A 26,432-nucleotide genomic window follows, 5' to 3' on the forward strand; every position below is an offset into this window, starting at 1 on the left:
CGTATGCCCGCTCGTTTTCCCTGTTAGCTGCACGTTGCCTCAAAGCAGGATGCGATACTTCGCAAACCCGGATTCGCCCTCGCCGGCCGGCTCGATCTTGAGCGATTTCACTCCCGATATAAAATCCTTCGCTTTGGGGCCGGTCTCGAACACGACGCTGGTGCCGGGCAGCGGCGTGAACGACCAATTGTCGTCGGCCGAGGGATTGATCGTGCGTTCGCTGACGACGTAGCGCACGATCACGTCGCGGTTGGTGTCCGGCGCCTCGTAGATGATCTTCGAGGCATTGATGTCGGGGAAATTGCCGCCACCGCCGGCGCGGTAATTGTTGGTGGCGACGACGAATTTCGCTGCCGGATCAATAGGCTTGCCGTCGAAGCTGAGGCCGACGATGCGGTTCGAGCCGGCATTGGCGACGCCACCCTTGGCATCGTATTTCGGCAGCTGCGACAGGTCTATTCCGTAGCTGACGCCATCGATCACATCGAAATTGTAGGACGGGAATTCGGTGTCGATGAGCGCCTGGTCGGCCTTGCCCGGCTCGATCTTCCTGAAAATGCCGGCCGACATTTCCAGCCATTCCTTCACTTGCGCGCCGGTGATTTCGACGGCGCGCACCGTGTTCGGATAGAGATAGAGGTCGGCGACGTTCTTGATGGCGATGTCGCCCACCGGCACGTCGGTATAGTAGTCGGCGCCGTTGCGCCCGCCGGCCTTGAAGGGTGCTGCCGCCGACAGCAGCGGCACATCCTTCCACTGCGTGCTCTTCAATATGTCCTTGAGGTACCAGCTCTGCGCCTGGTTGACGATCTGCACCGACGGATCGTCGGCGACCAGCGCGAAATAGGAATAGAGCGGCGCCGAGGTCTTGCCGACCGGTCGGCGGACATAGGCAAGTGTCGCCTCATGGTCCGCCTTCAGCGCATCGACGACGCGCTGGTCGTCCGCCACCGTCGGCTTGTTTGCCTTGTCGACGCGCTGGTAGATCGGCCTTGCCTCCGATGTGGCCGAGGCTACGCGCCATTTCGATCCGTCCCGTTCCAGAAGCAGATCGATCAGTCCCATATGCGAGCCCCAGAAACCGCCCATCACGGCGGGCTTGCCCTGCAGCGTGCCTTTCTCGGTGTCGACGCCTTCGAGCGCCTGAAAATCCTTCTTGCCGGGGAAGACGAGATGCTGATGGCCGGTGAACACCGCATCGATGCCTTCGACGCCGGCGACGAAGAAGGAGGCGTTCTCCATGCCGTCGCCCTGCTTGATATCGATGCCGGAATGCGAGAGCGCGATGACGATGTCGGCGCCCTCCTCCTTGATCTGCGGCACCCATGCCCTGGCCGCCTCGACGATGTCGCGCGTCCTGACATTGCCTTCCAGGTTCTTCAGGTCCCAGACCATGATCTGCGGCGGCACAAAGCCGATGATGCCGATCTTGATCGGCTGCTCGGCGCCCGACCCGTCCTTGATCTTCTTGTCGAGGATGACATAGGGCTTGAGGTAGAGCTTGTCGTCGCGCGGTTTGGCGGCAAGCTCGGTGCCGCGGATCAGATTGGCGCAGACGAAGGGGAAATTGGCTCCGGCCAGCACCTTGTCGAGGAACGACAGGCCGTAATTGAACTCGTGATTGCCGAGCGTCGAGCATTCATAGCCCAGCAGGTTCATGCCCTTCATGATCGGATGCAGATCGCCTTCCTTGAGGCCCTTCTCATAGGCGATGTAATCGCCCATCGGATTGCCCTGCAAAAGATCGCCATTGTCGATCAGCATCGCATTGGTGGCTTCCTTGCGCACCGCCGCGATCAGTGAGGCCGTCCGTGACAGGCCCATCGTGTCGTTGGCTTTGTCGGCGTAGTAGTCGTAAGGCAGCACATTCACATGGATGTCGGTGGTCTCCATGATCCTCAGATGCGCCTGATTGGCCTGCGCGCGGGCGGAAAACGGATGGAGCATGATCAGCGCCCCGCTGGCGGCCGTACCGGCAAGAAAACTACGGCGGGAGACGGGGTAATTGAGATGCGGCATTGGTTTTCCTTCCCAGCGACGTGACAAGATCCCAGCCCCGGGCGGAAGCTTCGCGCCGAAAACCGGCCATGTCCATCGGGAAGTCAGTCGATCAGCAAAAGGTGACGGCTGGATGAATATCCTTGGCCGCGGTTGAGAACCTCAGCCCTTGTCATCGTCGCCCTGGGTGATCAGCCGCGCGCTGCGCTGGCCGGTGAAATAGATCCATAGCCAGCTAAGCGACACCGAGAGCCGGTTGCGGAAACCGATCAGGAAGTAGATATGCGCCACGCCCCACAGCCACCAGGCAAGCCATCCCGTGAGCTTGATCGAGCCGAAATCGATCGCGGCTGCCCACTTGCCGATCGTCGCCAGGTCGCCGGCATGTTTGTAGCGGAAAGGCCGCGGCGCGCCATCGCCGGCCAGCCGCGCCCTGATCGTCGCGGCGACATGCTTGCCCTCCTGCTTGGCCGAGGGCGCCACGCCGGGCACCGGTTTGCCGTCCGGCCGCAAGACATGCGCGGTGTCGCCGATGACGAAGATTTCAGGACTGTTCGGCACGGTCAGATCGGGCTCGACCATTACCCTGCCCGCCCGGTCCACCGGCGCGCCCAGCCACTCTCCCGCGGGTGAAGCCGCCACGCCGGCGGCCCACAGGATGGTTCGCGCCGGCAGATGCGTATCGCCAAAGACGACGCCTTCGGCATCGAGGCGCGTGACGGCGCGGCCAAGCTCGACCGTGACGCCCCGCCGCTCCAGCGCCTTGCGCGCATAGTCGGACAGCTTTGGCGCGAAATTGGCTAGGATCCTGTCTCCGGCCTCGACCAGCACCACACGCGCCTCACGCGTGTCGATGTTGCGGAATTCGCCGCGCAGCGTTTCATGCGCGAGTTCGACAATGGTGCCGGCAAGCTCCACGCCGGTCGGGCCGCCGCCGACGATGACCAGTGTCAGCAGTGCCTGGCGCTTGGCCGGATCGGTCTCGCGCTCGGCCTGCTCGAAGGCGAGCAGGATGCGCCGCCGAATGGTGGTTGCGTCTTCAAGCGTCTTCAGCCCGGGCGCGAAAGGCTCCCATTCGTCGTGGCCGAAATAAGCATGACGCGCGCCGGTGGCGAGCACCAGCGTGTCGTAGGGAACAGAACTGCCGTCCTCAAGCACCACGCGTTTGCCTGGACGGTCGACGCCGGTGACGTTGCCGAGCAGGGTCGTCACGTCCTCGCGCTTGCGCAGCAGATGACGGATCGGCCAGGCAACTTCCGAGGTCGCCAGCGAGGTGGTCGCCACCTGGTAGAGCAGCGGCTGGAAAAGGTGATGGTTGCGCTTGTCGATCATGGTGATGCGCACGGGTGCGCCGGCCAGCGCCCGCGTGAGTTCGAGACCGCCGAACCCTGCGCCGACGACAACGACATGATGGCTGGTTTCACTCATCGCATTCACCCCTGTTTGTCTCTCTTTATCTAGTGATTTTTGTGCACCGCAACAATGTCGCGGCGCGCTAGACTGCCGCGCGTAAGGCTGCCCAGGACTCGTCGCCGGATGTCGCGAATGCCTATGTCGGCAAGCCTGGACGGGTATAGCCTTGCAGGGGCTGGAACCACGGGAGTGAAGCATGGCCAACGACGATGACAAAGATCGCAAAGGGCGGGCGCAATATTCTTCGCCGCCTTGCTTCATGCACGAACTCGATCCGGAATTTCGCGCGCCATTGACCGACTGGACCGATGTGCGCCGTTGGCGCAAGGCCGAGCGCGAGCGTCTGATCGCGGCACGGTTGGCGGTTTCCGCCGATGCGCGGGTGGCGATGTCGCGGGCTATCGCCGAAGGGCTCGACGCGACCATCGGCGACATTGCCGGCCGCATGGTCAGCCTCTATTGGCCGTTTCGCGGCGAGCCGGACCTGCGGCCGTGGATGGCGTCGATCAACGAACGCGGCGGCCGCACGGCGCTGCCCATCGTGATCGAGAAGGGCCAGCCGCTGATCTTCCGCGCTTATGTGCCTGGCGACCGGCTGGAAAAAGGCGTCTGGAACATCCCTATCCCCGCCGAAGGCGACCCGGTGCTGCCCGACATCGTCATCTCGCCGATCGTCGGCATCGACCCGCGAAACTACCGCCTGGGCTATGGCGGTGGCTTCTTCGACCGCACGCTGGCTGCCATGCCGTTCAAGCCATTGGTCATCGGAGTCGGCTACGAACTGCAGCGCATAGCCACCATCTACCCGCAGCCGCACGACATCCCAATGGATAGGCTGGTGACCGAGACTGCTCAGGGCTAGGCCAGTTCCGGCTTCATGCCCATCGCCGTGCGATCGACGATCTCGCGCAGGGCAAACGACGAATTGATCTTGGTCACGTGCGGCATCGCCGACAGCCATTCCTTGTGGATGCGCTCATAGTCGACCAGGTCCTTGGCGGCGATGCGCAGGATATAGTCATATTCGCCCGACATCAGGTGGCAGGACAGCACATTGGGGCAGCGCTTGATCGCCGCCTCGAAATCCGACAGCGTCTTTTCGAATTGTCCCGACAGCGATATGTGCACGATCGCCGTCATCTGGTGGCCGAGCGCTGCATTCGAAAGCCGGGCGTGATAGCCGCGGATGGTGCCGGATTTCTCCAGATTGTCGAGCCGGCGCGAACAGGCCGACTGCGACAGGCCGACCCTTTCGGCGAGCGCCGCATTGGGTATGCGGCCATCCTTCTGCAGTGCCTCGAGAATGGCGATATCGATCCTGTCGAGCGGCATTTCTCGTGATTCCTGCGAAATTTCCTTGATTTCGCGCAACGATTATCGAAACGCGTGACCCCGCGCAAGCGCATTCGCAAACACCTGCGCAACGATTCGTGGTTCACTCGGTTGATACAGGGAACGAGCCCGAAGGGCCGGATCAGGAGAAGACTATGCGCGTCGGTTGCCCCAAGGAAATCAAGAACCACGAATACCGCGTCGGCCTGACGCCGGGCTCCGTCCGCGAATATGTCGCGCATGGCCATGAAGTGCTGGTCGAAAGCGGCGCTGGCGCCGGCATCGGCGCCGATGACAATGCCTACCGCGCCGCCGGCGCCACCATCGCCAGGACCGCCGCCGACGTGTTCGCCAAGTCGGACATGATCGTCAAGGTCAAGGAGCCGCAGCCCAACGAATGGGCGCAGCTGCGCGACGGCCAGATCCTCTACACCTATCTGCACCTGGCCCCGGATCCGGAGCAGACCAAGGGCCTGCTCGCGTCCGGCGTCACCGCAATCGCCTATGAGACCGTAACCGACGACCGCGGCGGCCTGCCGCTCTTGGCGCCGATGTCGGAAGTTGCCGGCCGCCTGTCGATCCAAGCCGGCGCGACCGCGCTGCAGAAGGCCAATGGTGGCCGCGGCGTGCTGCTCGGCGGCGTGCCCGGCGTACTGCCCGGCAAGGTCACCGTGCTCGGCGGCGGCGTCGTCGGCCTGCATGCAGCCCGCATGGCGGTCGGCCTCGGCGCCGACGTCACCATCATCGACCGCTCGATCCCGCGCCTGCGCCAGCTGGACGACCTCTTTACCGGCCGCGTCCACACCCGCTACTCCACAGTCGAGGCGCTTGAGGAAGAATGCTTCTCGGCCGACATCGTCGTCGGCGCCGTGCTCATCCCGGGTGCTGCTGCACCCAAGCTGGTGACTCGCGAAATGCTGTCGGGCATGAAGAAGGGCTCGGTGCTGGTCGACGTCGCCATCGACCAGGGCGGCTGTTTCGAGACCTCGCACGCCACCACCCACGCCGAGCCGACCTATGAGGTCGATGGCGTGATCCACTACTGCGTCGCCAACATGCCGGGCGCCGTGCCGGTGACCTCGGCCCACGCGCTCAACAACGCGACGCTGCATTATGGTCTGCAGCTGGCCGATAAGGGCCTGAAGGCGCTGGTCGACGACCACCATTTGCGCAACGGCGTCAATGTCCACAGGGGCAAGATCACCAATCGCGCCGTCGCCGAAGCACTCGGCTATGAGCTGGTCGAACCGAAAGTGGTTCTGGCTGCCTGACCCCACCTAAATCCTGATCTCACCTAAATTGGGAAGACTTGCTCCCGTCAGCCCGCCGGCTCATCCCGGTGGGTTTTTTCTTGCGGGCAAAACGCCGGCAACAAAAAAGCGGAGCCAAAGCCCCGCTTCCTCGATATCGAGATCCCCGCCGGTTCATCCGCGGTCGGCAATCCATCGACACTCACCTTTTAACGTATGAATGCGACGGCAGTACGACAGTTCGCCGCCAGTCGGCGCGCCACCGTGTGCCGGCGATAGTCGCGGGCGCTGTGTGAAGCGTTTCACATCAGCCATCCGAAAAACCTGCACAGACAGGGGTGCCAACTTGACGGATCGAGCCGTCACACGGTTCCCAACTGCCCGCCAGACCAACGGCGGGCATTTTTTTGTCAGGCACGTTCGATTCGGCACTGATAGCAATTGTTGCGTGCCGAGCGGACATGGACGTAGGCGATATCGTCGCGTTCGAGCAGGGTTTCGGCCCGCGCCGTGATTGCTGAGGTCAGGATGACGCCGCCACTGCCGTAGACGATGCGATTATCCCCGTCATAGCCACGCACGATGTAGTCGGGGCTTTCGAGCACCTCTGGCAGCTGCTCGGTCTCGGGGGCGCGTTCGCATTCTTCCGCATGCAGGAAGATCGGACCAGTTTCAGCGTAAGGCTGCAGATCCGGGAATGGGCGATAGGCCAGAACGAGATAGACGTCGCCCGCGGCGATGTTCTTCAGACAGTGCCGGCAAGGGATGCCGTCGCCGTCGGAAATCTTTCGCTCGGGCGTGTGGCCGTAGGCATCCGGGCCTCCAAACTGCAAGGCTCTGACCTCCTGGGTTGGCAGGGCTTTGAACTGAATGGTCATGGCAGAAATCTCCGGTGTCGTTGACCAGAAATCATGCATCCAAGCCGATGCTTCCCACCCGATTCCTGCCAAGTATCGAAGCGTCAATTGGGTATCATCAGCCGGTGCTATCGAAATCTCGATGAATCTGCGATGGCGGTCGGTCTCGCAAACAAGCCGGCTAATTAGGATGTCATGGCCTCATGACGCTGGCCGAGCGCTCGGAGAACGACAGCGGATGCACGATCTCCTTCTTTTGCGCCACCGGCGCAAAACCGAGCTTCTGGTAGAGCGGCAAGGCCGCCGGATGGTCGAGCGTGCAGGTCTGCACCGTCACCCGCTTCGGCTGATACGACCAGGCGGCGGCGATCGCCGCGCCCAGGAACCAGCGGCCGATGCCTAGCCCGGTCGCATGCTCCATCATGCCGAAATAAGCGAGCTCGACCTCTTCCGGCAGATGCGGCTTGAGGTCGAAGAACCCGGCCGGCGCGCCGTCAAGATAAAGCACCCGGATGTCGCGGTCCTCGCGGTGAATGCCGGCCGCAAGCTCTTCATCGTGCAACCGCAGCACATTGACCCAATGCCATTTGCGCCCCACCCGATCCATCAGATAGCGGTAGAAATGCAGCGGAATGTCCTTGGTCTTCAACAGCGCGATCTGCCTGTTGTAGGGCAGCGGCGGTGAATAGGCCGGCGGCACATGCATTTCCAGAAACGTCACCGTGACTTCGATGTCTTCCAGCACACCGTTTTCCATCGCCGTCATTCCTTGCCCGTTGCAACGGGCGTATCTGATAGCCCGCCCCATTCCGTCCATGAGCCGTCATAGAGCCGGTTGTCGGTGTGACCGAGCGTCTCCAGCGCCAGCGTGATGACCGCCGCCGTCACGCCGGAACCGCACGAGGTCACGATCGGTTTCGACAGATCGATGCCGGCATCTTCAATGGCCTTGCGCAACTGGTCCTTCGACAGCAGCGCGCCGTCCTGCGACAGCGCCGAATAAGGCAGGTTGCGCGCACCAGGCATGTGACCGGAGCGAACGCCGGCGCGAGGCTCAGGCTCGGTGCCGGCGAAACGGCCGGCGCCACGGGCATCGGCAATCTGGCTTTCTTTCGTTTCGACGATGCGACGCATGTCGGCTAGGCTGGCGAGGCGGGCGGCGTCGAAATCTGCGTGGAACACGTTTGGCGCGATCTTGGTCGGCTCCGCCGTCACCGGCCGGCCGGCCGCCTTCCAGCGGTCGAAGCCGCCATCCAGCACATAGGCCTGGAACACGCCCATGACACGGAACATCCACCAGGCGCGCGGCGCCGAGAAGAAGCCCGGACCGTCATAGACGACGATGGTGTCGTCGGCCGAAATACCCATGGCGCCGACATATTGCGCGAAATGCTGCGGCGAAGGCAGCGTGTGCGGCAGCTTGGCATCTGGGTCCGAGGCCGCATCCTGGTCGAAGAAGCGCGCACCCGGAATATGCGCTGCCTCATATTCGGCGCGTGCATCGCGCTTCTGCGCCGGCAGGTACCAGGACGCATCGACGATCGTCAGGCCGGGCTCGCCAAGACGGCTCTGCAACCAGTCCGCATCGACTGTGAAAGGGCTGTCATCGGCCATCGTTGTTCTCCTGCCTTGTTGGCCGACTACTATATTTTGGCGGCCATTCGGTTCCGGATCCTGTTTGGCCCGACAATCTGAATGCGCAGCGAGCGCACGACGTAGTCAGCCGCAGCAGGTGTGTTGATTCTGATTGTTTTCGTGTTTCGTGGCGAGTACGGAGTGATGGTTATGATCTGGGATGGGCGGGGTCAATAAAATCTCGACATGAGCAATCTCTTGTTTTCCCGAACTCCGAGCAATCCGGCTTCGCTCGGGCTTGTTTGCAATTTTCTTGCACACTATCCGCCTTTCGATGGTTACGAGTTCGGCTTGATGGTGAAGACGCTACGCTATCAAATGGATCAGCAGACACATATGATCGGCTCGATCGACGACGTTATCGTGGCCTACGTTGGATGGATCCAGACCAGTCGCGAGATAGCGGAGGCATGGGCGAAGAATGGCGGTCCGCTCAATCCTTTTCCCGGCGGCGACGCTACCGCCGTCACGGTGCTGGCGACGCGGTCTTCGTCCCATATCCTGCCACTTATCAAGAACGCCAAGCTCATAAACCTTGACAAGTCGGTGTTCTGGAAACGCGACTTCATTGACAACCGCGGCTCGGTCAAGCGTGCCGTCCGCAAGCGCGACATCTGATGAGTTCGGCCAAGCCTGCCGAGGCACTGACGCAAGAAATACTTATCCGGCTGGATGACCGGTATGCCGCAATGTTCGTGCGCATCTGGCGGCCAGCCGGCACGCCTCACGCCACAGTTTTCTGCCTTCACGGCTTCACCGGCAATGGTGCCGATTTTAACTACCTCGCCACATTCTTGTGCCGCAATGGTTTCCTGGTTGTCTGCCCAGACCTGTTGGGGCGCGGGCGTAGCGCCTATCTGGGCTCCGGCTACGACATCAACGTCTATTCCAAGTGCCTGCGCGCGCTTGGCGAGTTCGCCGGCACGGAGAACCACTTCATCGGCACTTCGTGGGGCGGCACGATCTTGCTGTTGTTTCTGCACATGACTCGCTCCAAGGCCACGAAAATCGTTCTCAACGACGTTCCAATGCTCGGCGGGCCTAAGGTCGACGCTATGAGAGACGCCGTCATGAAGGAAAGTGCGCTTAAATTTGAGAGCCGTGCGGCTGCCAAGGACTATCTGGCCACCACCAGATCCCTCATGGGGCCGGTCGAGGACGCAGTGTTCAATCGCTATGTGGAGAACCGGATCGCAGCCGGTCCCGAGGGCTTCCGGCTTGCCTATGACCCCGCAACGACGGGAAATTTTGGCGCACTGACCGGCCGCCAATACGATCTTTTCCCAATCGCTGCCAAGATCGACGCCCGCGTTCTGTTGATGTACGGCCGCGACAGCCAATTCGTCGACCGGCAGGCCATCGAGCGCACACGGCTCGCACGGCCTGATCTGTGGCTTGTCGACAACATCGATGCTGGCGATCCGCCATCGCTGATGACGCTGGACCAGGCTCTGCTCATCCTGGGGTTCCTGTCTGCGGCCTAAATCTGGCGTGTGATTGTGGGTTGGTTCCGGATATGCATTTCGACGATTTGTACAGTGAATACATCTCGGCGACCTATGATCGCCAAAGCTCAACCGAAAATCCCGCCAAGATCCTGATTTGCACCACTCCGCGAACGGCCGGGCATTCCTATTGCCAAACCTTGCAACAGTTCGGCTTGGGAATCCCAACCGAGTATTTTCAGTGGCAGTATGCCTTGCCGCTGATGATACGCTGGTCGGCCGACAACACAATTGATCTTGAAAAACTCAACGAGCGGGCAATGGCCTATGGTCGCCAGCTCCTGGCGAAAAGGACTGAGAACGGTGTGTTCGCCGCCAAGATTTTTTTTGAAAACCTGCCATTCGCACGCAATTCAATCGGCAACGACGACGGCAACTCGTTCTATGTCTTCCTCTCAAGAAGAAACAAGGTGGATCAAACCATAAGCCTGCTTTCGATGCTCCATACTGGCCAGCCGTTCGACAGTCGGGAGACGCTGCCTGGAATCCCCAAGGTGACAATTTTGACCGAGAGGGTTGCCAGGGATACCGCCCAACATATTTTCGACAGCGAAATCAGGTGGAAAAATTACCTGAACACCCTTGATCAGAGCAGAGTGGCTGAGGTCTGCTACGAGGACTTCATCGCCAACCAGCAGGAAAACGTTTCCGCCACGATGAGCAACTGGTTCCCAGGTTTCGAGTTGAAATCAAAAGCCGTATCGACGGGTGCGCGCTATGCGCATGATGCCGAACTCAAGGCGATGATCAAAAGGCAATTTGGGGACTATGTCGCTCGGTTTTGGCAGGACCATGCCTGACCCTGCGTTTCATCGACGCGAAACACTGACGGAGGCACCCTGCGCCGGGCGCAGTGCCAGCGCATAGTCGAACCGGATGACATCGTCGGCCCGGCTAAAAGCAAACTGGCGCACAATGGCAAGGACTGCCTCCCGAACTTCCAGCCGGCCGAGACGTGCGCCACCGCACATGCGCGGTCCGGTGAGGAAAGGAATGAAGGCCCTCCGATCAAAGCTGTTGTCGAGGAACTCCTTCCGGCTGGCATTGAAGACACGCGGGTTTGACCAGAAAGCCGGGTTCTGGTGCACGCCGACGATCGACACCATGATCAATTGTCCGGCGTAGAGACGCCGACCTTCGAGAACCGTATCGGCACCGACTTCCCGGGTCAGGAACGGAATCGGAGGGAAAAAGCGCATCGTCTCGTTGATCATGCAATCGGTATACGGCGTCTGCGCATCGCCCGAGAGAACCTCGGCATGGATACGGTCTTGCACCTGCTGGTTTGCCCCCAGTCGATCGATCACCCAAAGTGCGGTCGTCACCGATGTCTCGACGCCTGCGAAGAAGTTCATGACAAACTCCTCCACCGGCGAGAAGCCTTCGATATCTGTGGCTTCGCTTCTAAAGCGGTCCATCTCCGCAGCGGCGCGGGGATCCGCCATCAGCAGCGATGCGAAATCGGCGACCACCGCGCGAGCGTCCTGGATAGCGTTCCCACGTTCGGCGGTCGTCGGCGTCACCCAGGAATAATATTGGAGACGCCTCAGAACGTCGCGGACCCTGTCGAGCAGCAACAGCGTCGCCGCCATATCGGGAACAAGGCCGAAAGCCCTGTAAAATATGGTCATCGACGCGGCGAACAACGATTGCTGGATGGCTGGTAGCGTGGCGTCGCTACTGGACAGACAGGTGGCGAAGATTTCCGCAACGGGGTGCTGCTGCGCCGGCTTGGCGGCCGCCAAATAGACGTCCTGGGTGATGGTACGCCGGACCGACCAATCCTGATCGTTCGTGTTGAAACGGCTGAAACCGAGCGCCGAGATCAGGGAGAAGTTCTTCCGAAAGAGCTCCGGCGCCTTGACGATTGTGTCGACGGCTTCCGGATTGTCAAAGACAACCATGTTGCCGAAGTCGCTGGGCCGACCACTCGTTTCCGCCTGCCCGCCATGAGCAAAAAGCGCATAGACGAGGTTGTTGAGAACGCTTTCGATTTGTATCCGGTCGTCCATCGATGCCCCCCGCGCAGCCGTAGACACCAGGCGGCCAGCGCCGACATCTCGACCAGAAACTCCTACGCTATCACATTCGATTCGCAGAGATAAAACGGGTTCTGTGGCAAACGCGTAACACTGCCCGATAAATGATTATGGCAGCTATGACGAAAGGTGCCGCTGCGGTAGTGTGCGAGTGGGCTAATATCAATTCAGATCGATTCCAGGCGGGGAAAAATGCGAAATCAGGTTTCAAGTAAGCTTCTTGCTACGGTTGCAGCGTCTGCCGCTTCGGTGACATCAGTTGGTGTGGTCGCGGCTCATGCCGCCGATGCACAGGTAACCGATCCTGCAGTGGTCGATTCCCGCATCAAGATTGCCTTCGAAGGCGCGGTCTATCAATCCAACGTCGACAAGCTTGGCGATACCAGCGACAAGCTCGGCAGTGGCAATGATTTCGGCGATCTCTACGGATCAGTGGCGCTCACCAAAGCGATTTCTTCGGATGTGGACTGGAGGCTCGCTGGTACTTTTCACGCCGGCCAGGACAACGACTTTAGTCTGAATGTCCCGCAAAGTGGCGGCGTCATCGGCCTGTCGTTCGGCAACAGCTACAATTTCCAGACGCTCGACTTCGATATCGGCAAGCATGTCGAGGCGCAGGGCGCCGACATCCGGTTCTTCGGCGGTCTGCGCTTGCTGCACTCCAAGGAGAAGCTGAATTTCAATGTGAGCGCCACTCCCAATGATCCGGCCGACAAGGGCGGCAACGCTGACAAGCTTGGCTCATCCGAGTTCTACGGCATCGGTCCGCGCCTCGGCGCCGAAGTCTACTATCCGCTGGGTGAGACGTGGGGTCTTACCGGTGCGGTTTCGGGCTCGGCTATGTGGGGCCGACGGACGGACAAGTTTAGCCTCCACGAACATGAGAGCGATCCAAGCGATCCTACTCCTGATCCAGATATCAACGTCAGCGAAAGCCAGCATTCCAACAAGGTTGTTACCAGCATAGACCTTTCCGGTGGCGTGACTTTCAAACCGTGGGAAGATACCACGTTCACCGCAGGCTATCGGGTCGAACAGTGGCACAATCTGCTTGAGATGGCGGACAAGAGCACCCAGACATTCAACGGCCCGTTCCTGCGCCTCGAAGTCAAGATGTAGGCCGGCGGTTCGAGCCTCCCAACTCGGTCTACTGCTTCGAATGGATTGCAATTGACGGAACAGGAAGTGGCGTTTGAATCTAGGGTTGCCGTCAATGGCAACGTCAAACTGCACTACACAGCGGCGGGCTCAGGCCCGCCGATTGTGTTTCTGCATGGCATTCCGGATCACGGAATGGGCTGGCGCCGGCAGATGCAAGCGCTCTGCGACCGATATCGGGTGATCGCGCCGGACCTGAGGGGCTTCGGACAAAGCGATGGACCACAAGGCCATGGCAACTATGCGCTGACCCACCTGGTCAACGACGTGCTGGCTGTTCTTGCAGCGGAAAAGCTGACCCAGGCCGCTATTGTCGGCCATGACTGGGGTGGCATCATCGCATGGTGGCTGGCCGTACGCGTGCCGCAGGTCGTGCGCCATCTCATCCTGCTGTCGGCACCGCACCCCCGCAACTATCTGCGTGCGGTCGCCGATCCGGCCAATGCCGAGATCATCGGATATGTACGTGGCTTCCAGGTCCCGGGCGCCACCCAGATGCTGGACATCGACAAACTCGCCACCTGGGTCGCCGATCCGCAGGACAGGCAGGCCCTGACAGATTCGCTCAGGCGATCCGATCCGGAAGCGATGCTGGGCTACTACAGGGCCAACATACCGCTTGGCAGGGTGCCGGATCTGGGCCAGCTGCCTTTGGTCAAGGCGCCGACCCTTGTGCTGTTTGGCTCCGACGATCCCTATGTGCCGTCAAGCGCTTTTGACGGGACCTTCCGAGAAGTCGACAACGTTACCGCCGTGATTGCTTTGCCCGGGGCTGGCCACTTCATCCACCATCAAGCAGCCAAGTTTGTCACCGAGCAGATCGAAGCATGGGTTGAGCGATCACCGTCCAGTTTCCGACACCTTGGTTAAGCCAAGGTGTCTCAGACCGGCTGAGCAACATAGAGGCCACGTGCTATTTGACCCTAATTCGCCGGCATTGGTCCGAAGCGAATGCGAAAACGCCGGTTTTCGCGGCCCTTCTTCTCGATCTTGCCGATATGGATTTCACCGACTTCGCCGGTGCTTTTGACATGGGTGCCGCCGCAGGGCTGGCTGTCGATCGAAGCGTTGTCGCCGATGCAGACCAGGCGGATCTTGCCGGTGCCGGCGGGCGGCCGGACATTCTTGGATTTCACCAGGCCAGGATTGGCTGCCAGATCCTCGTCGGTGATCAGCCTGATGAAGATCGGATGATCGGCTCGCACCAGCTCCATCAGCCCGGCGGTGACGTCTTCCCTCGTGAAGCCGGCATCGGGAGCGTCGAAGTCGACGCGGCTGTCATCTTCGGAAACCGCAGCACCGGTAATCGGAAACGGACAGACTACGGTGAGCAAATGGCAAGCTGCGTGCATGCGCATCAGGAGATGCCGCCGCTCCCAGTCGATGGCGAGTTTCACCCGCTCGCCGACCTCGGGTGCCGGCTGCTCCGGCGCCGGTACATGGATGATCTCGTCCTTGGTCTCGCCGGTGATGGTGGCGGCAATGGCGATGCGGGTGCCGTCGGCGCGCTCTAATGTGCCGGTATCGCCAGGCTGGCCGCCCGATGTGGCATAGAAGATGGTCCGGTCGAGAATGATGCCGCCGCGCTCGTTGATGGCGACAACGGTGGCGTCGGCCGCTCTGAGATAGGCGTCGTCGCGAAACAGCGCTTCTGTTCTGTGCGCCATCAGGCGACCTTCTCATACGGCACCGGAATTGTGCTGCGCTCATCCATCCAGCCCGGCACCGGCAGGTTCTTCTCGCGCAGGAATTCCGGGTTGAACAGCTTCGACTGGTAGCGCGTGCCATAGTCGGCAAGTATGGTCACGATGGTGTGGCCGGGGCCAAGCTCGCGCGCCATCCGTATAGCGCCGGCAATGTTGATGCCGGTCGAACCGCCGACGCACAGGCCTTCTTCCTGGATCAGGTCGAAGACGATCGGCAGCGCCTCTTCGTCCGGCACCTGGAACGAGAAGTCCGGCGTGAACCCATCGAGATTTGCCGTGATGCGCCCCTGCCCTATCCCTTCGGTGATCGAGCTGCCGTCGGACTTCAATTCGCCACTGGTGTAGAAGGAATAGAGCGCCGCACCCAGCGGATCGGCGAGCGCGATCTTGACGTTGCTGCTCCTGGCCTTCAGCCCGAAGGCGACGCCGGCCAGCGTTCCGCCCGAACCCACCGCCGAGACGAAACCGTCGACCTTGCCGCCGGTCTGCATCCAGATTTCTTCCGCCGTGGTGCGGATATGGCCGTCGCGATTGGCAACGTTGTCGAACTGGTTGGCCCAGATCGCGCCGTTCGGCTCCGACCTCGCCATCTGCTCGGCCAACCGCCCCGACAGTTTCACGTAATTGTTGGGGTTCTTGTAAGGCACCGCCGGCACTTCGATCAGCTCGGCACCAAGCAGCTTGATCGTGTCCTTCTTTTCCTGGCTCTGGGTGTCGGGAATAACGATCACTGTGCGATAGCCCAGCGCCTTGGCAACCAGCGTCAGGCCAATGCCGGTATTGCCTGCCGTGCCTTCGACGATGACCCCGCCCGGCTTCAACAGCCCGCGCTGTTCGGCGTCGCGGATGATGAACAGGCCGGCGCGATCCTTGACCGACTGGCCGGGGTTCATGAACTCGGCCTTGCCCAGGATCTCGCAGCCGGTCTGCTCCGAGGCCTTGTTGAGGCGGATCAGGGGCGTGTTGCCGATCGCTTCGATCACAGAACGGGGCATCCGGGATTCCTTATGTAGCTGCGGCGAGACCCTAGAAACCCGAAGCTTGCGTTTCAAGGCAAGAATTCGCCTGGTCCAGAGCATGATGCCGAAAAGTGTGAGCGGTTTTCGGCCGACATCATGCTCTATTCCCTTGATTCAGAGTCGGATGATGGCAGGTCTGTTCGATCTGCCATCATCCGACTCTGGGCGCATTTCGGGCACTGCAATCTCCCGCGGCCGGACAACGCGCGATGACGATCATTTCAACCAGTACGGAAAAGCGCTCTTTTCATTCGATTTTTTCACCGCTAGAGCACTAATGACAGATCGGCAGGGCGCAGAATGACACTTTACCGGGCCAACCCGAAGCACGGCGTCGCCTGGATAACCGGCGGCAGCAGCGGCATCGGCCGTGCGCTGGCCAAGGACCTCGCGGCAAAGGGCTTTGTCGTCGCGGTCACCGCACTCGACGGCGACCCACTCGACGCGCTCATCGTCGAGACGGCGCAGATGCCGGGACGTGTCGTCGCCTACCCTTGCGACGTCACCGATGAGCCGCGCATGGCAAGCACGGTGGCGGCGATTGAAAAGGAGCTCGGGCCGATCGTGCTCGCCGTCTTCAACGCCGGCAACTACATCGCCACGCCCGGCGAAGACCTCAGGGTCCGCGACTTTCGCCAGACCTTCGAGGTCAACTATTTCGGTATCATCAATGGCCTCGTCCCGCTCATGGAGCGCATGCGCATCCGTGCGCGCGGCCATATTGTGCTTGTCGGATCGGTTACCGCCTATTTCGGCTGGCCGACCACGGCGGCCTATGGCGGCTCGAAGGCGGCGATCAACATCTTGGCCGAGTCGCTGAAATACGATTTCGACAAGATGAATGTCCGGATCCAGGTGATGAATCCGGGCTTCATCGACACGCCGCTGACCGAAAAGAACATGCTGCCGATGCCGGGACTGATGCCGGTCAACCGCGCCTCGCGCCGCATGCTGCGCGGCATCGAGCATGGCGGCTTCGAGGTTACCTTCCCTCACCGGCTGAGCTGGGGGCTGAAGGTGCTGGCACTGCTGCCAAGGCCAGTCTGCCGGTGGTTCATCAGCACGGCGACCCGCTGGACAGGGCGGCCGCTGAATTTCGACCGCAAGCCGCCGAACCAATAGCTGTCCACAGTCCGGCTGTTGCCTGACTGCACCGGCCGCCATAGGCTTTAGAATTGTTGTGGAGTCTGAGATGGGGCGACGGATCGTGCTTGCGGTGCTGGGCGTCGTCATCATCCTTGTCTTGGCCCTCCTGCTTGGTCCGCGCGTTCCCGTCGACACAACAATCAGCTTCGACCCCAAAGTGATCGGCGACGATCCGCAAGCGTATATTGCGCGCGAAGAGGCTGCCGTGCCCAACGTTCGCGACGGGCTCGAGAAAGAAATCATCTGGGCCGATCCGATGGTTCACGCCAGGACGCCATTGGCGATCGTCTATATCCATGGCTTTTCGGCATCGAAGGGCGAGGTTCGCCCGCTGGCCGACGAGGTCGCCGACCAACTCGACGCCAACCTTTTCTACACCCGCCTCACCGGTCATGGGCAGGACGGCGCTGCTATGGCGCAAGGCAGCGTCAATGCCTGGATCAACGACTATGAGGAGGCGCTCGCCATCGGCCGAGCCATCGGCGACAAGGTGATCGTCATCGGCACCTCGACCGGTGGATCGCTGGCGGCATGGGCGGCGACTGAGCCTGGCGCATCGGACGGCGTCGCTGCAATCGCATTCATCTCGCCGAATTTTGGCATCAGGGCTTCAGGCGCCGAGCTGCTGACCATGCCCTGGGGCAGGCAGATCGCCGATTTCGTCGGCGGCAAGGAGCGCAGCTTTCCGACCCGCAACGCGCTGCACGAGAAACTCTGGACGCACACATATCCAATGGCAGCTGTGCTACCGATGGCGGCGCTGACCAACCTTGCCTACGCAGCGCCTGTGGAGAAGGCAACCATACCGGCGCTGTTCATCTTCTCGGATTCCGACAAGGTGGTGCGCCAGGATCGCACCCGCGAAATCGCCGGCCGCTGGGGCGCACCGCATGAACTGGTGCCCGTCGACGACAATGGCGATCCCGACGACCACGTCATTGCCGGCGACGCGCTGTCGCCCTCGACCACGGCTTTCCTGGCGCAGCGGATCGTCGTGTGGGTGAAGGCAATTACCGGGCAGCCCTAAACGAAAAGGACGGCCGAAGCATTGCCCCGGCCGTCCTCATATTCAATCGTCAGCAATCAAGCCAGGCTCGACGAGCCTGACCGGTTCGTCTGATCAGGCAGCCCGCGCAGCGGGCCGCTTGCCGCCGAAGCGGCGCTTGTTGTTGCCCTTGAAGGCCTTGGCGCCTTCCGGCTTGCGCTCGCTTGCGCCCGCAAAGGCCGGCTTGTCACCAAAACGCTTCTTGGCGAAGCCGTTGTTCTGGCCACCGGGCCGCCTGCCGTCGCGACGGCCATTGCGGTCGTTGCGATCATTGGCGGGCTCGAAGCGCTCGTTCTTTTCGGCCGGATTGCGCACCGGATCCGGGCTGCCGAGATGGTCGGCAACGATCGGCAGCTTGCTGCGGATGATGCGCTCGACCTGACGCAGCTTGCTGTTTTCGGAAGGATCGCAAAGCGTGATGGCGATGCCGTCCATGCCGTTACGGCCGGTACGTCCGATGCGGTGGACATAGCTTTCGGCCTCATCCGGCAGGTCGAAATTCACCACATGGCTGATGCCGGGAACGTCGATGCCGCGCGCCGCGATGTCGGTCGCGACGAGAATGCGCACCGAACCCTCGCGGAAATCGTTGAGCGCCTTCTGGCGGGCGTTCTGCGACTTGTTGCCGTGGATGACGGCGGCCTTGAAGCCGTCGCGCTCGAGGTCCTTGGTCACCCGGTCGGCGCCATGCTTGGTGCGCGAGAAGATGATGACGGACTTCATTGCCTCGTCGGCGAGCATCGTCGACAGCACCTGGCGCTTCTGCTTGGTGCGGGCAAAGACGACGCCCTGCACGATCTCGGCGGCCGCGGTGCTCTGCGGCGCGACTTCGACGCGGATCGGGTTCTTCAACAGGCCCTTCGCCAGCTCGGCGATTTCGTTGGGCATGGTGGCCGAGAACAGCACCGTCTGACGGTCGGGCGCGGTCGCCTTGGCGATCCGCTTGACGTCGTTGATGAAGCCCATGTCGAGCATGCGGTCACCCTCGTCCAGCACCAGCCATTTGGTGTCGGAGAGAATGAGGTCGCCCTCGCGCACCAGGTCGGTCAGGCGGCCGGGCGTGGCGATCAGGATGTCGACGCCGGGCGCAACCTTCTTCACCTGGCTGAAGCGCGAGACGCCGCCAAGCACGAGAGCGGTCGAGACATGCGCGCCCTTGGCGAGGATCTTGATGGTGTCCTCGATCTGGACGGCGAGTTCGCGCGTCGGCGCCAGGATCAGCGCACGAGTGGTCTTGGCTCGGCGCTTGGTGCCGAGCGCGATGATCTTCGACAGGATCGGCAGCGCGAAGGCAGCGGTCTTGCCCGAGCCGGTCTGGGCGATGCCGAAGATATCACGGCCTTCCATCTGCGGCGGGATCGCCTGCGTCTGGATCGGCTTCGGCTCGGTGAAGCCGGCGCCATGCGTCGCCTTGAGCAGCGCGCCGGTAATTCCAAGAGCTGCGAAACCGGTGAGTTCCGTAGTGTTGCCGGCCGAGATTGCGTTACCGGCTGAGGTGTTTTCGTTGGTCAAAATAGTCTTCTTTCACGCGGTCTTGGCCGCAAACATCGATGGCGGCAGGGCGCAACCTGCCGTCGAAAAATTTGATATGAAACGACAAGGCGGGCGGACGGTAACGTCCACTCGGCTGCGCTGTCGTGCCCGCAGGCGTCATGCCACGGGGCTCTTTCGCCACTTCGTGATGTATCGGAAAGAGAGGCCGATATACCGGAAAGAGGGAAAACAGACGCAACCAGTCTCATTTGTCGAGAAGGCCGGAATCTCCGGCCCAAGCGCCTATGGGCTGCATATGGCTGAGTTCGCTCCGGAATGCAAGGGGCCACATGTTGCAGCGCAATAATCGAGGCCGAAAGCGGCGCTTGCACACGCCTGCAGCCATCATTACCACAAAGGCAGCTGCCATTTCTGGGGACCGAGCGATGAAGGACGTGCTGAAGGAACTTGAGCGCCGCCGCGAGATCGCCCGCATGGGCGGCGGCCAGGCCCGCATCGACGCCCAGCACAAGAAGGGCAAGCTCACCGCGCGCGAGCGCATCGATGTCTTTCTCGACGAAGGCTCGTTCGAGGAGTTCGACATGTATGTCGAGCATCGCTCGACCGACTTCGGCATGGAGAAAACCAAGATCGCCGGCGATGGTGTCGTCACCGGCTGGGGCACCGTCAATGGCCGTCCGGTCTATCTCTTCGCCAAGGATTTTACCGTCTTCGGCGGCTCGCTGTCGGAGGCTCACGCCGAAAAGGTCATCAAGGTGCAGGAGATGGCGCTGCGCAACCGCGCGCCGATCATCGGCATCTACGACGCCGGCGGCGCCCGCATCCAGGAAGGCGTGGCGGCGCTAGGCGGCTATGCCGAGATCTTTCAGCGCAACGTGCTCGCATCCGGCGTCATTCCTCAGATTTCCGTGATCATGGGCCCGTGCGCCGGCGGCGACGTCTATTCGCCTGCGATGACCGACTTCATCTTCATGGTGCGCGACACCTCTTACATGTTCGTCACCGGGCCGGATGTGGTCAAAACGGTCACCAACGAGACGGTGACGGCCGAGAGCCTTGGCGGCGCGTCCGTCCACACGACCAAATCGTCGATTGCCGACGGCGCCTACGACAATGACGTCGAGGCGCTGTTGCAGATGCGCCGGCTGGTAGACCTTTTGCCCGCGTCAAATACGTCGGAGCTTCCTGAGATCGAGTGCTACCAGTCGGTCACCGACCATGATCTGTCGCTCGACCGGCTGATCCCAGACAACGCCAACAAGCCTTACGACATCAAGGAGCTGATCCTCAAAGTTGCCGATGAAGGCGATTTCTTCGAGATCCAGCAGAACTTTGCCAAGAACATCGTCACCGGTTTCGGCCGCGTCGAAGGCCGCACCGTCGGCTTCGTCGCCAACCAGCCGATGGTGCTGGCCGGCGTGCTCGATTCCGACGCAAGCCGCAAGGCGGCGCGCTTCGTGCGCTTCTGCGACTGTTTTTCCATTCCCATCGTCACCTTCGTCGACGTCCCCGGCTTCCTGCCCGGCACCGCGCAGGAATATGGCGGCCTGATCAAGCATGGCGCGAAACTCCTGTTTGCCTACGCCGAGGCGACCGTGCCGAAAATCACGGTCATCACCCGCAAAGCCTATGGCGGCGCCTATGACGTGATGGCCTCAAAACATCTGCGCGGCGATATGAACTATGCCTGGCCGACGGCGCAGATCGCGGTGATGGGGGCGAGAGGCGCGGTCGAGGTCATCTACCGCAAGGATATCGGCGACGCCGAAAAGATCGCAGCTCACACAAAGGCTTACGAGGACCGTTTCCTGTCGCCCTTCGTCGCCGCTGAACGCGGCTATGTCGACGAGGTGATCATGCCGCATTCGACCCGCCGCCGCATTGCCCGGGCACTGCGCATGCTGCGCAACAAGGACATGCAGAACCCTTGGAAGAAGCACGACAACATCCCGTTGTAACATCCAATGTCGCGACTGATCATCAGCGCCGGTCGGCGGTTTGGCAGGTTCACGGTCCTGTTTTTCGTTGTTCCCGCTCTCATCATCTTCTGCGTCTGGATGTCCCTGCTCGACAACCATCCAATCTGGTTTATCGCCAGCGGCTTCGTCGTCATGCCGATCGCCACCACGGCCTTGGCATTTCTGTTCGGCACATTGTTTGCGGGCTTCCGACGCAGCAAGATCAAAGGCGTCAGTGAAGCAGAAGCGCCCGGCCTGTGGGCGCTGTGGCGGAGCGTCGCCGGACCGCACCGTGCTGCGCGCACGGTTGTCATACTAGAGGGCAACCTGAACGCCAGCGTGCGCGAAGAGCGCACGCTTCTCGGCCTTCTCGGCAATCGGCTGTTTCTAACCATTGGCATCCCTCTCCTCGCAGTGACCGATGAAAGAGCGCTTGCCGCGATCCTTGCCCATGAGGACGCGCATGTGCGCAACAAGGATACCAATGGCAGCCTCAATCTCGCTGAGTTCGAAAACGGTTTCGGATTTGTCTTCGAGTATGCCCCGCCCGGAACCACGATCACAGGCAGCCTGCTCCACGCCGCTATCGGCTGGCTGTCGCAATCGTTCGAGCGGGAAGAAATCCGGCTTTCGCGCGAAGCGGAGATCAAGGCAGATCGACACGCGGCATCCTCCGGCGACGCCGAGCACGCCGCACGCGCGCTGTTGCTTCTTGCCACGGCAGACGTGCATTTCGCGGAGACGGTCTATGACCCTTTGCAGCATGAATTGCGAGGTGCTTTGCGTCCGCCGCGACCGCCGCTCGAGCGCATGCTGGAAGCTGCCGGCCAGCTGCGAGAACCCATTTGCCTCAATGTTTGCGCCCGCAAGGCGTGGGCAAGCCCGGATGACGCAAAGTCCACCCATCCATCATGGGCTCAACGGCTGGCGGCGCTTGGCTACACGGAGCCGCCCGACCTGGACCCGATCGCCGTGACCGCGCTCTCGACGCTGCTGAACTCGAGCGTAGCACAGCGCCACATTTCGGAATTCGACACCAAATGGACTGCGCGGATGGAAGACTATCTCCAGCGCTGAACTGGTGGTCGCCCAACTCGCAGGCTCACTCCTCTTCCGCCGCCCCGAACCCCGCATCCCTGGGGGCGCTGGTCGCGCTCGCCCAGGGCGTCGCGTGATTATCGATGCGCATCTGGAAGATGAAATAGGTCGGCGAGCAGTAGCCGATGCCTTTCACCTTGGCAGCACCCGGCGTGTCCGGCGGCAGCGACTGGCACATATAGTCCTCGCGGCAGAAATGATCAGCCGAGCAGGCTGGACGGTTGCCGCGGTTGACCGCGCCGCCGAGGCACTGGTCGAAATTGTTGGTGGCGACGCAGGTGTCGAATTTCTTGCCGCCGACCATGCCGCAAATTTCCGATGGCATCGGCTTGCCCGTCTTGAATGCGGCGAAGCTGCGGTCCTTGTCGTCGCAGGCGCGATAAGCGATGCCTGCCGGTACGCCGATTTTCGGTGGCCGGCAGGTGTAGGCGGTCCGCGAAAAGGTCGGCGCAAAAGCCGCGAACTGGCCGGTGATCTTGTAGCGGTCGTTGAACGGCTGAGACGGGTTGCTGGCGATCGACCCGGTCAGGCAGGGATGGCCCGAAAACATCTTTGGACTGTCCGTGGGCAACAGACATTGCGCCAACGCGGTATGCACGCCTGAAGCCGTCGCGAGCGGCGTGCAGACGGTGCCGCCACCGCATTGCCAGGTCGCGCCGAAGCGTTTTGCATCATCCGGCATCAGGCACGGCATCGCCATCTCGGCCGGGGCGTAGTCGACATCGCCGGCATCGGTCCATGTCGCTGGCGGCGCGAAGGACAGCGGCCGGTAGCGGTTCGGCTCCTTGCCTTCTTCCGTCGCGCGCAGCCAGGCCTCACGTCGCGGAATCTCGGCATGGAGATGCGGCGAGATGCCGACCTCGATCCGGTTGAGAGGCGACGTCGTTTTGTCGTCGAGGCCGATGAAGTGAAAGCCGGCCGTCGAGCCCGCCTGGTGGCAGCCCTGGCAGGCGCCATTGTCCAGCCGCTCGACCAGCGCCTCCGGTGTCCGCACCAGCTTTAGCGCCGCATAGTCCAAGCCGGCGAAATCCGCTGGCTGGAACAGCGGCGTGAACGGATGGTTGGCCCGTCTCGCGCTGCCGAAGGTCGACCACGAGATGATTTTCTTCGCCAGGAATTCGTCGGGGATTTCGTAGACGCCGAGATCGACGGCCGCGACATTGGCGCTGACGTAGTCGGCGAGCCCTTTCTTGAGTGCAGCATCGTCGGAGAGCCGCGCGACGTCTGGCGTATTCTCCAGCGGACTCTCGCTGACGGTAGCGCCATCGATGCCGAAGATCCGCATCAGATAGGCCGCCTGCCCGCCGAACTCGGTCTCCTGGCCCGAGGGAAAGCGCACCACTTGCGCGTTGAGTTCGAGCTGTTTGAAAGTCAGTTCCTCCGGTGCCAGCGGCCCGCCGACCAGCCAGCCGGCATCGACGTTTTCGTCGATCTGCGGTGTCCAGCGCCCGGCAACGCCGACGCAGCCGCCATCGGCATCCGGCGCCACGCTGTAGACGGCGTTGAAATTGAATGGCAGCCGCGATGCCAGAACCTTGCCGTTCTTGCGGAAACTGTAGGCCAGGCGATAGACAAAGCGCACCTCGCCACAGCTCTTGTCACCTTGCAGCGCGGTGAAGTCACGCCGGTCCAGCCGGTTGACGACGCCGACCAGGCGGAAGCGCGCGGCCTCGGTCTTCAGCCAGCGCATATCCATGATGCGGCCGACATTGCCGTCGGTCACCTCGTAGAGCGTGCGCCCGCCGGCCTTTATCTCGGCCCGCAGCGTGGCAATATCGGCCGCCACCATGTCGACAACAGCACGATAGGCCGGCACCTCACTGTAGAGCGTCTTCAGATCGTCCGCGCCGTCGACGGCGAAAATGCCGGCGAAGCCAAACCCCTTGGCATCGAGGGCGGCGAGCACCGCCGGATCGTCGACGATGGTCACCGGCTGCTCAGCGCGCACGCCATGCGAGGCGAACAGCGCGATGATGGCTGCAATGGCGAGCGCGAAACGCTTCATCCGATCGGCACCTTCTGCCGCGCCTCGACAAGTTCACGCAGCACCGGCACCAGCGCCAGCGGCAGATCCTCGGCGATCAGACCCGGTCCGAAGCGGCTGCCGGCCTCGGCATGGATCCAGACCGCTGCGCAGGCGGCCTCGAATGCCTGCATGCCCTGCGCCAGCAGCGCGGCGACAATGCCCGCCAGCACGTCGCCGGAACCGGCGGTGGCGAGCCATGGTGCACCATTGGCGTTGATCACCGCGCGGCCGTCCGGCGCCGCGATGACGGTGTCGGCGCCCTTGTAGACCATGATGGCGTTGGCTCGTTCAGCGGCTGCGCGCGCCTTGGCGAGTTTCGACTGCTTCTTGTCCTTCGCGATGTCGGGAAAAAGTCTGGCGAATTCGCCTTCATGCGGCGTCAGCACCAAAACCGGCGCCAACGGGAGCAGCGCGGCGTCGAACAGGGCCTGAGGCTGATGCGCCAATGACGTGATGGCGTCAGCATCCAAGACAATGGCAGGGCGCTGAATTCCGAATGAACTCGTCGACGTGCGGTTTAGGTCAGCGACCGTCGCGATCAATTGCAACGCGAAATCCCCCACCTTGGGTTTCGGCCCGAGCCCTGGTCCGAACACAAATACTTCGGGGTGCCTCGCCGACAAAAATTCCTGCACTTCCTCCATCGAACCGGCCTCGCGCAGCATGATCGATGTCAGATGCGCGGCGTTTACCTGCATGGCATTTTCAGGCGAGAGCACGGTCACCGCCCCTGCCCCGGCTCTGGCTGCAGCCATCGCCGACAGCCGCGCCGCACCTGTCGCGCTCGGCCCGCCGGAAAAGACGCTGACGTGGCCGCGCTTATACTTATGTGTATCGACCGCCGTTTTCGGAAAACTGTATAGCCAGAAGTCAGGCGTGTTCTCGAACGTCTTGATCTTGAACTCATCGACGATCGCATCCGGAATGCCGATATCGGCGACGATGATCTCGCCGCAGAGGCTGCGCCCCGGCATCAGCAGATGGCCGGGCTTTTTCCGCACGAACGTCACCGTCACGTCGGCCTTGAAATAAGCGTTGCTCAAGCCGGTCTCGCCCGACACGCCAGAAGGCAGGTCGATTGACACCACAGGCACGCGCTCCGCCGCGGCCAATCCTGAGACGGCAGAGGCATGCAGGGATATCTTCTTCGACAATCCCGCACCATAGAGCGCGTCCACGACGACTTCACCCGGTTCCGGGTAGCAGTGTCCGATGTGCTCGACCGGCAGATTGCAGGCCTCGGAAGCTCGCGCCGCATCACTCCCGGGCTTCTGCTTGCCTTCGGCCCAGAGCGCCACATTCACACCAGCCTCGGCCAGCAACCGCGCTACAACATAGCCGTCGCCACCATTGTTGCCGGGGCCGCACAGCACGTGCACGCGGCTTGCTGCGGGATAGCGTGCCAGGACCACAGCAGCGACCGCTTCGCCGGCGCGCTGCATCAGGCCATAGCCGTCGAGCGGACCGGCCGCGATCGCCAGCCGGTCGGCCTCGCCCATCTCGGCCGGCGACAGGACTTCATTGCTCATGGATTGCCGATCCCGCATTTCGTTCAAGGCCGACCCCTTTGTCCCTATCGAGCATTGTCCAGTTTCGGATTCGAAGCAAACGGCCAGGTGCTGCGTTGGCGTGCGGCCAATCCTTTCGCAGACTGGTGCCACGGATCCGCGCGGGCCTGCAAAATGCGCCATCTGCCTAATTATCGTGCAGACGCCCGAAGCGGCAATGTGTAGGCTTCGGGCAGCTTTGCCGC

General features: G+C 61.8%; 23 protein-coding genes. 11 read left to right on the forward strand and 12 right to left on the reverse strand.

What is annotated here, in order from left to right; genetic code table 11:
• Positions 1–39: 39 nt before the first annotated feature.
• Together NLY33_RS21210 and NLY33_RS21215 are read right to left on the reverse strand one after the other, a co-directional pair.
• Positions 40–2,019: a bifunctional 2',3'-cyclic-nucleotide 2'-phosphodiesterase/3'-nucleotidase gene (locus NLY33_RS21210; RefSeq protein ID WP_023691272.1), complete on the reverse strand. Its 1,980-nt coding sequence runs from the start codon at positions 2,017–2,019 to the stop codon at positions 40–42.
• A 141-nt stretch (positions 2,020–2,160) separates the two neighbouring features.
• Positions 2,161–3,426: an NAD(P)/FAD-dependent oxidoreductase gene (locus tag NLY33_RS21215; RefSeq protein ID WP_023691271.1), complete on the reverse strand. Its 1,266-nt coding sequence runs from the start codon at positions 3,424–3,426 to the stop codon at positions 2,161–2,163.
• Positions 3,427–3,607: 181 nt separating this feature from the next.
• Between NLY33_RS21215 and NLY33_RS21220 the strand changes: the two genes are divergently transcribed.
• Entirely contained in the window at positions 3,608–4,273 is a 666-nt protein-coding gene (locus tag NLY33_RS21220) for a 5-formyltetrahydrofolate cyclo-ligase (RefSeq protein WP_023706536.1), read from the forward strand.
• Here the strand turns inward: NLY33_RS21220 and NLY33_RS21225 are convergent.
• Entirely contained in the window at positions 4,270–4,743 is a 474-nt protein-coding gene (locus NLY33_RS21225) for an Lrp/AsnC family transcriptional regulator (RefSeq protein WP_023668897.1), read from the reverse strand. The genes NLY33_RS21220 and NLY33_RS21225 overlap by 4 nt on opposite strands.
• A 155-nt stretch (positions 4,744–4,898) precedes the next feature.
• On the opposite strand from NLY33_RS21225, the gene ald reads away from it, so the two are divergent.
• Entirely contained in the window at positions 4,899–6,014 is a 1,116-nt protein-coding gene (gene ald, locus NLY33_RS21230; protein WP_023709343.1) for an alanine dehydrogenase, read from the forward strand.
• A 389-nt stretch (positions 6,015–6,403) separates the two neighbouring features.
• On the opposite strand, the gene NLY33_RS21235 is transcribed toward ald, so the two are convergent.
• The 3 genes from NLY33_RS21235 to sseA all read right to left on the reverse strand — a co-directional run bounded on the left by NLY33_RS21235 (position 6,404) and on the right by sseA (position 8,464).
• Complete coding sequence (locus NLY33_RS21235; RefSeq protein ID WP_023706533.1) at positions 6,404–6,871, reverse strand: DUF1203 domain-containing protein; 468 nt, start codon at positions 6,869–6,871, stop codon at positions 6,404–6,406.
• A 172-nt stretch (positions 6,872–7,043) separates the two neighbouring features.
• A complete protein-coding gene (locus tag NLY33_RS21240) occupies positions 7,044–7,607 on the reverse strand; it encodes a GNAT family N-acetyltransferase (RefSeq protein ID WP_023708492.1) in 564 nt (187 codons plus the stop codon).
• A 5-nt stretch (positions 7,608–7,612) separates the two neighbouring features.
• Positions 7,613–8,464, reverse strand: coding sequence for a 3-mercaptopyruvate sulfurtransferase (gene sseA, locus NLY33_RS21245; protein WP_023706531.1), 852 nt, complete (start codon positions 8,462–8,464; stop codon positions 7,613–7,615).
• Positions 8,465–8,671: 207 nt separating this feature from the next.
• On the opposite strand from sseA, the gene NLY33_RS21250 reads away from it, so the two are divergent.
• Genes NLY33_RS21250 through NLY33_RS21260 form a run of 3 tightly spaced genes read left to right on the forward strand, consistent with a single transcriptional unit; the run spans position 8,672 to position 10,790 of the window.
• Entirely contained in the window at positions 8,672–9,103 is a 432-nt protein-coding gene (locus NLY33_RS21250) for a hypothetical protein (RefSeq protein ID WP_023672793.1), read from the forward strand.
• Positions 9,103–9,969, forward strand: coding sequence for an alpha/beta hydrolase (locus tag NLY33_RS21255; protein WP_023706530.1), 867 nt, complete (start codon positions 9,103–9,105; stop codon positions 9,967–9,969). Before NLY33_RS21250 ends, NLY33_RS21255 begins: the two co-directional genes overlap by 1 nt.
• A 32-nt stretch (positions 9,970–10,001) precedes the next feature.
• Positions 10,002–10,790, forward strand: a complete 789-nt coding sequence (locus NLY33_RS21260) for a Stf0 family sulfotransferase (RefSeq protein ID WP_023706529.1) — start codon at positions 10,002–10,004, stop codon at positions 10,788–10,790.
• 9 nt (positions 10,791–10,799) lie between these two features.
• On the opposite strand, the gene NLY33_RS21265 is transcribed toward NLY33_RS21260, so the two are convergent.
• Positions 10,800–12,002, reverse strand: coding sequence for a cytochrome P450 (locus NLY33_RS21265; RefSeq protein ID WP_023706528.1), 1,203 nt, complete (start codon positions 12,000–12,002; stop codon positions 10,800–10,802).
• A 219-nt stretch (positions 12,003–12,221) separates the two neighbouring features.
• Between NLY33_RS21265 and NLY33_RS21270 the strand changes: the two genes are divergently transcribed.
• On the forward strand, positions 12,222–13,148 hold the full coding sequence (locus NLY33_RS21270; RefSeq protein WP_156932460.1) for an Lpg1974 family pore-forming outer membrane protein: 927 nt from the start codon (positions 12,222–12,224) through the stop codon (positions 13,146–13,148).
• Between the two features lie 51 nt (positions 13,149–13,199).
• Complete coding sequence (locus tag NLY33_RS21275) at positions 13,200–14,057, forward strand: alpha/beta fold hydrolase (protein ID WP_023708490.1); 858 nt, start codon at positions 13,200–13,202, stop codon at positions 14,055–14,057.
• 53 nt (positions 14,058–14,110) lie between these two features.
• Here NLY33_RS21275 and NLY33_RS21280 read toward each other — a convergent pair whose 3' ends face one another.
• Together NLY33_RS21280 and NLY33_RS21285 are read right to left on the reverse strand one after the other, a co-directional pair.
• Positions 14,111–14,854 (reverse strand): alanyl-tRNA editing protein, encoded by a 744-nt coding sequence (locus tag NLY33_RS21280; RefSeq protein WP_023708489.1) that lies wholly within the window; start codon positions 14,852–14,854, stop codon positions 14,111–14,113.
• Entirely contained in the window at positions 14,854–15,888 is a 1,035-nt protein-coding gene (locus tag NLY33_RS21285) for a cysteine synthase A (RefSeq protein WP_023706524.1), read from the reverse strand. Before NLY33_RS21285 ends, NLY33_RS21280 begins: the two co-directional genes overlap by 1 nt.
• 324 nt (positions 15,889–16,212) lie before the next feature.
• Here NLY33_RS21285 and NLY33_RS21290 point away from each other — a divergent pair, with 324 nt between their 5' ends.
• Together NLY33_RS21290 and NLY33_RS21295 are read left to right on the forward strand one after the other, a co-directional pair.
• Positions 16,213–17,034: an SDR family oxidoreductase gene (locus tag NLY33_RS21290; protein WP_023698793.1), complete on the forward strand. Its 822-nt coding sequence runs from the start codon at positions 16,213–16,215 to the stop codon at positions 17,032–17,034.
• A gap of 70 nt (positions 17,035–17,104) precedes the next feature.
• On the forward strand, positions 17,105–18,085 hold the full coding sequence (locus tag NLY33_RS21295) for an alpha/beta hydrolase (protein WP_023698794.1): 981 nt from the start codon (positions 17,105–17,107) through the stop codon (positions 18,083–18,085).
• Positions 18,086–18,178: 93 nt separating this feature from the next.
• On the opposite strand, the gene NLY33_RS21300 is transcribed toward NLY33_RS21295, so the two are convergent.
• Positions 18,179–19,615, reverse strand: a complete 1,437-nt coding sequence (locus tag NLY33_RS21300) for a DEAD/DEAH box helicase (protein WP_023698795.1) — start codon at positions 19,613–19,615, stop codon at positions 18,179–18,181.
• Positions 19,616–20,022: 407 nt separating this feature from the next.
• Here NLY33_RS21300 and NLY33_RS21305 point away from each other — a divergent pair, with 407 nt between their 5' ends.
• Entirely contained in the window at positions 20,023–21,555 is a 1,533-nt protein-coding gene (locus tag NLY33_RS21305; RefSeq protein WP_023698796.1) for an acyl-CoA carboxylase subunit beta, read from the forward strand.
• Between the two features lie 6 nt (positions 21,556–21,561).
• Positions 21,562–22,632: a M48 family metallopeptidase gene (locus NLY33_RS21310; protein ID WP_023708487.1), complete on the forward strand. Its 1,071-nt coding sequence runs from the start codon at positions 21,562–21,564 to the stop codon at positions 22,630–22,632.
• Between the two features lie 25 nt (positions 22,633–22,657).
• Here the strand turns inward: NLY33_RS21310 and NLY33_RS21315 are convergent, their stop codons facing one another.
• Complete coding sequence (locus NLY33_RS21315; protein WP_023706520.1) at positions 22,658–24,658, reverse strand: hypothetical protein; 2,001 nt, start codon at positions 24,656–24,658, stop codon at positions 22,658–22,660.
• Positions 24,655–26,208 (reverse strand): bifunctional ADP-dependent NAD(P)H-hydrate dehydratase/NAD(P)H-hydrate epimerase, encoded by a 1,554-nt coding sequence (locus NLY33_RS21320; RefSeq protein WP_023706519.1) that lies wholly within the window; start codon positions 26,206–26,208, stop codon positions 24,655–24,657. Before NLY33_RS21320 ends, NLY33_RS21315 begins: the two co-directional genes overlap by 4 nt.
• Positions 26,209–26,432: the final 224 nt, after the last annotated feature.

Source organism: Mesorhizobium sp. C432A (assembly GCF_030323145.1).
In the GTDB taxonomy this organism is placed as follows: Bacteria; Pseudomonadota; Alphaproteobacteria; order Rhizobiales; family Rhizobiaceae; genus Mesorhizobium.

Coding starts and splice junctions, on each gene's coding strand:
- NLY33_RS21295 (WP_023698794.1), top strand. CDS start 17,105: ATGGGGCGACGGATCGTGCTTGCGGTGCTGGGCGTCGTCATCATCCTT.
- NLY33_RS21305 (WP_023698796.1), top strand. CDS start 20,023: ATGAAGGACGTGCTGAAGGAACTTGAGCGCCGCCGCGAGATCGCCCGC.
- NLY33_RS21260 (WP_023706529.1), top strand. CDS start 10,002: ATGCATTTCGACGATTTGTACAGTGAATACATCTCGGCGACCTATGAT.
- NLY33_RS21290 (WP_023698793.1), top strand. CDS start 16,213: ATGACACTTTACCGGGCCAACCCGAAGCACGGCGTCGCCTGGATAACC.
- NLY33_RS21280 (WP_023708489.1), bottom strand. CDS start 14,854: ATGGCGCACAGAACAGAAGCGCTGTTTCGCGACGACGCCTATCTCAGA.
- ald (WP_023709343.1), top strand. CDS start 4,899: ATGCGCGTCGGTTGCCCCAAGGAAATCAAGAACCACGAATACCGCGTC.
- NLY33_RS21255 (WP_023706530.1), top strand. CDS start 9,103: ATGAGTTCGGCCAAGCCTGCCGAGGCACTGACGCAAGAAATACTTATC.
- NLY33_RS21250 (WP_023672793.1), top strand. CDS start 8,672: ATGAGCAATCTCTTGTTTTCCCGAACTCCGAGCAATCCGGCTTCGCTC.
- sseA (WP_023706531.1), bottom strand. CDS start 8,464: ATGGCCGATGACAGCCCTTTCACAGTCGATGCGGACTGGTTGCAGAGC.
- NLY33_RS21285 (WP_023706524.1), bottom strand. CDS start 15,888: ATGCCCCGTTCTGTGATCGAAGCGATCGGCAACACGCCCCTGATCCGC.
- NLY33_RS21235 (WP_023706533.1), bottom strand. CDS start 6,871: ATGACCATTCAGTTCAAAGCCCTGCCAACCCAGGAGGTCAGAGCCTTG.
- NLY33_RS21240 (WP_023708492.1), bottom strand. CDS start 7,607: ATGGAAAACGGTGTGCTGGAAGACATCGAAGTCACGGTGACGTTTCTG.
- NLY33_RS21225 (WP_023668897.1), bottom strand. CDS start 4,743: ATGCCGCTCGACAGGATCGATATCGCCATTCTCGAGGCACTGCAGAAG.
- NLY33_RS21270 (WP_156932460.1), top strand. CDS start 12,222: ATGCGAAATCAGGTTTCAAGTAAGCTTCTTGCTACGGTTGCAGCGTCT.
- NLY33_RS21310 (WP_023708487.1), top strand. CDS start 21,562: ATGTCGCGACTGATCATCAGCGCCGGTCGGCGGTTTGGCAGGTTCACG.
- NLY33_RS21265 (WP_023706528.1), bottom strand. CDS start 12,002: ATGGACGACCGGATACAAATCGAAAGCGTTCTCAACAACCTCGTCTAT.
- NLY33_RS21320 (WP_023706519.1), bottom strand. CDS start 26,208: ATGAGCAATGAAGTCCTGTCGCCGGCCGAGATGGGCGAGGCCGACCGG.
- NLY33_RS21210 (WP_023691272.1), bottom strand. CDS start 2,019: ATGCCGCATCTCAATTACCCCGTCTCCCGCCGTAGTTTTCTTGCCGGT.
- NLY33_RS21215 (WP_023691271.1), bottom strand. CDS start 3,426: ATGAGTGAAACCAGCCATCATGTCGTTGTCGTCGGCGCAGGGTTCGGC.
- NLY33_RS21315 (WP_023706520.1), bottom strand. CDS start 24,658: ATGAAGCGTTTCGCGCTCGCCATTGCAGCCATCATCGCGCTGTTCGCC.
- NLY33_RS21220 (WP_023706536.1), top strand. CDS start 3,608: ATGGCCAACGACGATGACAAAGATCGCAAAGGGCGGGCGCAATATTCT.